The organism is Clostridium tarantellae, assembly GCF_009295725.1.
Taxonomy (GTDB): domain Bacteria; phylum Bacillota; class Clostridia; order Clostridiales; family Clostridiaceae; genus Sarcina; species Sarcina tarantellae.
This window is the reverse complement of sequence record NZ_WHJC01000279.1, coordinates 1-4,374: the sequence shown is the minus strand read 5'-3', so window position 1 is coordinate 4,374 and position 4,374 is coordinate 1. Positions and strand designations below refer to the sequence as shown.

Here is a 4,374-nt window from a genome sequence, read left to right as displayed (position 1 = left end):
ATATAGTATAAAAAACTATCAAAAGTCGTCACTATTAATTTTAAACTTAATATAAACTCTCATCTGTTTGAAATAATGATATAATTTCCTCTTCATTTAAAGAAGATAAATTTTCTATATTATCTAAATCATCACCTATCATTTTAGATATAAGCTTTTTCTTTTCTTCTTGTAATAATAATACCTTTTCCTCAATTGTTCCTTTTGCAATAAGTTTTATAACTTCTACTACATTTTTTTGTCCTATTCTATGAGCTCTATCTGTTGCTTGTGCTTCTACTGCTGGATTCCACCAAGGATCAAAATGTATAACTATATCTGCTGATGTTAAATTTAGTCCTGTTCCTCCAGCCTTTAAACTTATTAAAAAAACAGATTTATCACCTTCATTAAATTCCTTTACAAGACTCATTCTTTTTTCTGAAGAAATTGTTCCATCTAAATAGCTGAAATTTATACCTTCTCCACTCATTCTTTTTCCTATATTTTTTAATACAGAAGTAAATTGGGAAAATATTAAAATTTTATGATTATCTTCTATATTTTGTTGTAAAATTTCTATTAAAGCATTTATTTTTGAGCTTTCCCCTAGATAATCTTCCATTACTATTTTAGGATCTAAACACAATTGTCTTAACTTTGTTATATATGATAATATTTCTATTTTACTCTTTTTAAACTCCTCATCTTTAACTTTTTTTTCTATTAAATCTAAAGCATTATTTGCATAAATACTATAAATCTTTTTTTCTTCTTCGTTTAATGTTATTAATAATTTTTTTTCTATTTTATTTGGTAATTCTTTAATAACTTCTTTTTTTCTTCTCCTAAGTATAAAAGGTTTTATCAGTGTATTAAGTTCTTCAATAACTTCCGATGATTCATTTAATTTTTTTTCATATCTTACACTAAATTTTTTCGCATCATATAAATATCCAGGCATTATAAAATCAAATATAGACCATAATTCCATTAAAGAATTTTCTATCGGTGTTCCTGTTAATGCAAATTTAGTTTTTGCAGCTATTTCTTTTACTGTAATAGCATTTTGAGAGTTATAATTCTTAATATATTGAGCTTCATCTAAAATACAATAATCAAATGTTATATTTTTATATAATTCACAATCTTTCTTTAATAAATTATATGTCGTTATTATAACATCTATATTTTCTAATTTATTTATTTGTCTTTCTCTTAATTCCTTAATTCCAGTACATGCCTCTACTCTCAATATGGGGGCAAATTTTTTAAACTCTTCTATCCAATTATAAACAAGAGAAGTAGGTGCTATAATTAAAGTTTTAGTTCCTTTTTTTGATAATATGAAAGTTATTGCTTGAAGCGTTTTACCTAAGCCCATTTCATCGGCTAAAATTCCTCCTAATCCCAAATAATCTAAAGTTTTAAACCAATTGTATCCACTTAACTGATACTTTCTTAAATTTGCTTGTAATTCTTCAGGAACTATATTTTTAAACTTTTGAATATTTTTAAATTTATTTCTAATATCTTTTAAAACTGATTTTCCTTTAATATACTTTATATTATTTTCTTGCAAATATTTATCTAAAAATAAAGCTTTACTAGTATCTATTGTTAAATAATTTTTGTCAATGTCTTCTTCTGCAATAACATCTAATAACCTTAGAAATTTTTTCATATCTAATTCTTCTAAATCTAAAAATTCTCCATTTTTAAGCTTATAATATTTTAAGTTTTCTCTAAAAGCTCTTAATATCTTACTACTTTCTTCTGGAAGTATATTTCCTATATTAAATTCTATTTCAAAATAATTATATTGTCCTGATTTAATTGTTCCTTTTATACCTTTATTTCCTATAGACTTTATTCCTTTAAAGTTTTCAGAATAATAAACCTCTCCTAATTTTTGAAGTTTTCCTATATCTTGCTTAAAAAACTTAAATGTAAAATCATCACCTTTTGTAAGATAAAATTTTTTGTTTATTTCATCAAATCCTAAAGTTCTTAAAATTGAAATTATACTTAATTCTTTTTTTGAATCCCTATATATTATTTTTTCTTTAAAATCTTCAAATATATTAAATTCGTATAATCCATATTTAACTTTAACAATTAAACTTATATTGCTATTTTCTTTATTAAAATAAAAATTAAAATTTACTGGTTCCATTACAATTTTTTCTTTTATTTTTTTACATAAGAAAACTTCATCTGATATTAAATGAAGTTTAGGTATTAATTCTCTTAATACTCTATTTTCATTTTCATGTGAAATAGTTAACCCTTTAACCTGATTAAATATCTCTAAATAAGGCTTTACTTTATAACAGAACTCATATGAAGGTAAATATATACTACTACCATATATAAAAACATCTCCCTTATTACCTAATGATTTAGGAATTCCATTTATACATTTTAATATGTAATTAGATCTTATTAATTTTAAATCAAACTCTATATTAGGCTCTTTTAATAAAATTTCTGTCTCAACAGCTCTATAAAAAAAACCTTCATTCAAATATACTCTATGATTTTTTATAATTTCAAAAAATTCTCTTATAAAATAATTGGGAATATTAATATTTTTTCCTTCTATATTTCTTTCTCTATTTTTATTTAAACTCTTTAAAGACCCATCTATTAATTTTAAATTTTCTATAAAATCAATTAGTCTTTTATCTTTAACACTTAGCTTTTGCTCTTTTATATCAAAAGTAAAATTTTTACTATATTTAATAGGAATTTTATTGTTATATGCAATTAACAACTGTTCAATATCTTTTACTATATAAAGATTATTTAAACTCTTATTTTTTATTCCTATTTTAAATTCAGCATAAATTTTCTTATTCCATTCATTTCTATTTACATATACATCTATCCTTAATTCATCCTTGTAATTATTGTCTTCTAATAATAAATCTAATATATCATTTTTTACTTTAAATATTTCTTTATTACTATTACTATTAATAATAATAGGATTTTTCACCAAATCATTTAAAGCTTTATAAAAAGTAGATACAAGGTGTTTACAACAATAATTTTTCTTTTTAAATTCATTTTTTTCAAAATCTTCACAACTACAATATGTAGATAAAATTAATTTTTTATCTCCCTCCATTTCAATTGTTGTATGATATTCATTAAATAAATTAGAGGATATAACTTTTCCATCTATACAAATTAAATCTTCTTCTGAAGTTATATTTATAGATGAAACTAAATCATTATTTAATATTAGTTCAGCTTTTGCATAATTTTTACCACTAGTATTTTCATTAAATCTTTGAATTAATATATCTTCTATCTGCATAATTACTCCTAGTAAATAAATTTAAATTTATAATCTCTAATTATATCACATAAAATCTTTTTATGTATGAAAAGTTATTTTTCATTATTTTTAAAAATAAAAAACTTTAATAGTATTTATAATATTATAAATACTATTAAAGTTTTTTTTATTTTAATGTTTATTTTTCAAAAATTCTTTTTTTAGCTAATACTAAAACTTTAGATAAAGGAACTGCTATTAATATTCCTAAAACTACTTGAAATATATTCCCTAATATATCTTTTGCTGAATATATTATTGCTGATATAAAATTATTGACCTGTCCTATTAATATTCTTGCAATTATAGCTCCCGCAAAAAAATAAGCTACAATCATAAATACACCAGAGACAGTAAAGCTAATTAAATAGGTTCTTATTGTTTTGTTTTTTAATTTTTCTATTATGGAAGCTGCAATATAAGCCATTAGTCCTTTTATTAAAAATGTAAAAGGTGCCCAAATTATGTATCCTGAAAATATATCTACCAAAGACATGCCTATAGCTGAAGCAAGTGTGGCTCTTTTTTTATTTAAAATTACTGCTGATAAAAATACCATACAATCTCCCATATGTACATATCCACCTATAGTGGGTATTTTTATAATATTAGCAGCTATAAAAATTATAGCAATCATTAAAGATGTTAAGATTATATCTAAATTTTTAGAAGATACTTTACTTTTCATTATATACATCTCCTTAATTTATTATATTACTAAGAATACTTTAATTAATTAATTTTTACAAATATATCGGTAAAATTATTCTATAAAAATACATAATAAGTATTATAAATTGCAATACTATTAATGATATATTAAAAATATATCATTAATTTCAATTCTCTAAATTATAAAAACTTATATTAAATTTCTTATATTTCACTATTAAAATAGTGGAACTTCATAAATAATAAAAAAGAAGTTATTTTTAAAAATAACTTCTTTCAGGCTGTCGACAAAGTCGACAGCCTTTCCATTTTCTTATAAAATAATATTGGGTGATAAATATGATGACTAAAAAAAATACTGATAATAGATTTAAAAT

At 21.6% G+C, this 4,374-nt stretch carries 2 protein-coding genes; both read right to left on the bottom strand.

Annotated features, from left to right (window positions below; genetic code table 11):
* Positions 1 to 46: 46 nt before the first annotated feature.
* On the bottom strand, positions 47 to 3,304 hold the full coding sequence (locus GBZ86_RS13140) for a DEAD/DEAH box helicase (protein ID WP_152891347.1): 3,258 nt from the start codon (positions 3,302 to 3,304) through the stop codon (positions 47 to 49).
* A 160-nt stretch (positions 3,305 to 3,464) separates the two neighbouring features.
* Positions 3,465 to 4,013 carry an ECF transporter S component gene (locus tag GBZ86_RS13135; protein ID WP_152891345.1) on the bottom strand — a complete coding sequence of 183 codons (549 nt, stop codon included), beginning with the start codon at positions 4,011 to 4,013 and terminating at the stop codon, positions 3,465 to 3,467.
* Positions 4,014 to 4,374 lie beyond the last annotated feature (361 nt).